Origin of the sequence: Sphingobacterium sp. HSC-15S19 (assembly GCF_050433745.1) — a bacterium.
Lineage (GTDB): Bacteria > Bacteroidota > Bacteroidia > Sphingobacteriales > Sphingobacteriaceae > Sphingobacterium > Sphingobacterium siyangense.
In genome coordinates, this window is sequence record NZ_JBNPWQ010000082.1 from 1 (window position 1) to 3,589 (window position 3,589).

3 protein-coding genes and 1 pseudogene are annotated in these 3,589 nt (G+C 41.6%); all 4 read left to right on the forward strand.

Annotated elements, in window-relative coordinates:
- Nucleotides 1-140 precede the first annotated feature (140 nt).
- The 4 genes and pseudogenes from L1283_RS28270 to tnpC all read left to right on the forward strand — a co-directional run bounded on the left by L1283_RS28270 (nt 141) and on the right by tnpC (nt 3,285).
- The gene (locus L1283_RS28270) at nt 141-995 is read left to right on the forward strand and encodes a hypothetical protein (RefSeq protein ID WP_429626802.1); all 855 of its coding nucleotides are present in this window, start codon (nt 141-143) and stop codon (nt 993-995) included.
- 81 nt (nt 996-1,076) lie between these two features.
- Nucleotides 1,077-1,358: an IS66 family insertion sequence element accessory protein TnpA gene (gene tnpA, locus L1283_RS28275; RefSeq protein ID WP_165308903.1), complete on the forward strand. Its 282-nt coding sequence runs from the start codon at nt 1,077-1,079 to the stop codon at nt 1,356-1,358.
- The gene (gene tnpB / locus L1283_RS28280; RefSeq protein WP_277603189.1) at nt 1,358-1,711 is read left to right on the forward strand and encodes an IS66 family insertion sequence element accessory protein TnpB; all 354 of its coding nucleotides are present in this window, start codon (nt 1,358-1,360) and stop codon (nt 1,709-1,711) included. Before tnpA ends, tnpB begins: the two co-directional genes overlap by 1 nt.
- Before the next feature lie 35 nt (nt 1,712-1,746).
- A pseudogene (gene tnpC / locus L1283_RS28285) lies at nt 1,747-3,285 on the forward strand (IS66 family transposase).
- The last annotated feature ends 304 nt before the right edge of the window (nt 3,286-3,589 follow it).

Sequence of the window (3,589 nt, forward strand, 5' to 3'; positions counted from 1 at the left end):
GCATTCCTTATTGCCAAAAATGCTGCACCGTTAGTGCCATTTTTGCTGCACTCTAAATTGCCAAAAGTTGTGTATTCTGATTTACCGATTACAATAGGTTTGAGAAATTAGGATTAGAATGTCTTTGGAAATCATTTGAAATGCTTTTTAATATCTCAAACAATGTAAACGCACTTATTCAAGATGAGATATTCGATAACTATGAAATCACTATTGAAGATTATTGGAAACATAATGGAATTACCGTTAGTACCTCCTTAATAGTATTATTTCAAGGTGTAGAATATTTAATGAAAAGTAAAATCACAGAAAAAAGCGCTTTGTTGTTGATTGAGAACAATAAATATGATTGGCCATCGCTCCCTAATAAAACCGATCGCAATTTTGACGAATTGCAAACAATATCAGGGGAAAATTTATTAGGAGTTTTCTGTGCTGTATTACCACAGAATTTCCCAATTCTTGCATTTGTTGATGAATACAAAGAATTGAGGATCATGCGTAACAAACTTGTTCATAGCACGGGAATAGATAACTTAGAATACAAATATATTATTGGAAAAATCTTAAATATTATATCTTATTTTTATAATCCTATCAAATGGATAGAATTATTTAAGGATATGTCTACTTCTGATCCTACGTTTGGCTTTTGGGATATGGATTTAGAAAGCGCCTACTTTTATCAAATTTTAGATTTTATTGAAGAGTCTGTTCCTAAAGGAGTGTTAAAATCATATTTACCCTACGATATTAATAGTAGACGATATTCTTGTCCTGAATGTTCATATTGGCTTAGTAGACATTTAAGTATAGATATAAATCCAAAATGGTCCTTTCTCTCGCCCAATAAGCCTACATCAAATAAAATTGAGTGTTTAATTTGCAGAAGAGAATATAAAGTACAACGGAAAATTTGCTCGAACAAAAATTGTAAAGGAAACGTAATATCTGAAAACGAAGTCTGTTTAACATGTTATAATCACATGGATTGATAAATTGAATATTCCGACAAAAAGTATCCGCCCGACCAAGTGCATATTTTTTGAGCGAGCTATAATGCAGAGCTTTGCTGTATGAGCAAAGAAGAAAAAAGATTACAGATGCTTTCGATGATATCGGACTGGCAACAGAGCGGAAAAAGCAAGAAAGCTTACTGCGCGGAAAATGGGATCAACGAAGCCACCTTTTATTACTGGTTTTCGCGCAGTAAAGAAAACAATATGACTAGCGGAAGCTTTATAACAATTGATAAGGACAACAGAAAGAACGATGTTGAAGTTATTTATCCCAATGGGGTACGTATAAAGATCGAAAATGATCTTGCCCTTCTCTCGCAGCTGATCCGTCTGTACTAATGTTTTCGTTAGGGTCTTCTCATCGTTTCTATCTCTACGACGGCCACTGCGACATGCGCAAGAGTTTCGACGGTCTTTGCGGCCTGGTCATTTCGGTGATGCAGCGCCAGCCGACCAGCGGTGAGGTATTTGTGTTTTTGAACCGTAGCCGTACCCATATCAAACTTCTGCACTGGGAACACGGGGGCTTTGTCCTTTATTACAAACGACTGGAGCAGGGTACTTTTGGTACATCTGCACTTAAGAATGGTGAACTGTCATGGAGCGATCTGGTATTGCTCATCGAGGGCGTCCAGGTTGTAAAAAGTATACAGAAAAAACGTTATTCATTGCCACAAAAACAGCTTTTTTGATTGCACAAATGCAGGCAAATCCGTATCTTTAAGGTATGGAAACGGCACTGGAAAACCTCTCAAGGAGTGAACTTCTCAAGCTGGCAAGGAAGAAGCTTGCCGGAGAAAGTGCCCATCTCCATCATGCAAAGAAACAACAGGCAGAAATCGACAGTCTTACCTTGGAACGGGACTATCTCAAGGCTCAGGTAGAGATGTTCCAACGGATGCAGTACGGACAGAAAAGAGAGCGTTTCCAAGGCGATCCTAACCAGACGCTGCTCCCTTTTGAGGCTGAAGCTGCCGACATAGAACAGCAAGAGGAAGAAACCAGAGAAAAGATTGAATACATCCGTGCACGCCCGAACCATAAAGGACGTACAAAGTTGCCCGAACATCTCCCTGTAGAAGAAATCGAGATCCATCCCGAAGCAGACCTGTCGAATATGGTATGTATCGGAAAGGAAATTACGGAGGAACTGGAATGCGAACCGGCCAAGTTCTATATCAAACGCTATATCCGTTATAAATATGCGGCTAAAAACGGAGAAGGCGTCAAGATCGGAGAACTGCCCGAGCGTGTCATCGACAAGGGCATTCCCGGAGCAGGTCTGCTGGCGATGATCCTGACCGATAAATACATGGACCACCTACCATTATACCGGCAGAAGCAACGCTTTTTAAGAGAAAACATACAGATCCCTTCCTCTACCATCGAGGGCTGGACAAAAGAAGCCCTTATCAAACTCGAACCACTCTATGATCAACTGGTCTTCGATATAAAATCACAAGGTTATTTACAGGTCGATGAGACCCCTATAAAAGTACTGGACAGCGATAAAAAGGGCGCTGCCCATCGGGGGTATTATTGGGTATACCATGCACCTGTGGACGGCACCGTGCTGTTCGACTATAGTCCAACCCGTGGGAGCAGCGCGCCCCTGCCTATACTGGGAACCTTTAAAGGTTATCTGCAGACGGACGGCTATGCGGTCTACGAGAATTACGGCAAGAAAAAAGATGTCACCCATCTTGCCTGCTGGGCACATGCCCGACGTGAGTTCGAGCGCGCGCTGAACAACGATGCGCCGCGGTCCCAAAAGGCGCTGACCTATATCCAGAAATTATATGAAACAGAAAGAAAGGCCAAATAGATGGGGCTGGATACTGCAAAGGTCAAAGAACTGCGCTTAAAGGAAGCTTTTCCGGTGATCAATGAAATGGGAATGTGGATCGCAAAGGAAATAAAGAATACTTTACCCAAGAGCCAGATCGGCAAAGCGATGGATTATGCAGCCGACAGATGGGATCCGCTGACCGAATACCTAAAAGACGGAAGTCTGAAAATCGACAACAATAGCATCGAAAATGCGATAAGACCCGTTGCACTGGGACGCAAAAACTATCTCTTCGCGGGCAGCCATGAGGCAGCTCAGCGGTCGGCAATGATATACTCGTTCTTTGCGATCTGCAAAAAACATGATGTAAACCCATATCAATGGCTAAAGCAAACTTTGCTCAACATAGCCTCCACCAATCATAAAAATATAAGGGATCTCTATCCGCAGAACTTTAAGAAATCAACAGAACTGTAGTTCATAGGGCGGATACGACAAAAATACACCACGGGTTCCGGACGAAAGCACACCAGATTTGGGAGATTACATTAACATCTCTGAAAACCGAGTCCAGTTATTAAGGAACCTAACTGAACTCCATAGTTTTTATTTACATACTTACCTGAGACAGTCCCTTTCGGCATTTGACCACAATTTATAGATTTCATGCAAACTGGTTCTGTGCTTATTGAATATTCCGACAAAAGTACACCACGGGTTCCGGACGAAAGTACACCAGATTTAGTGACCAATAACCCGAGCTATTTTACAACTGGATTGT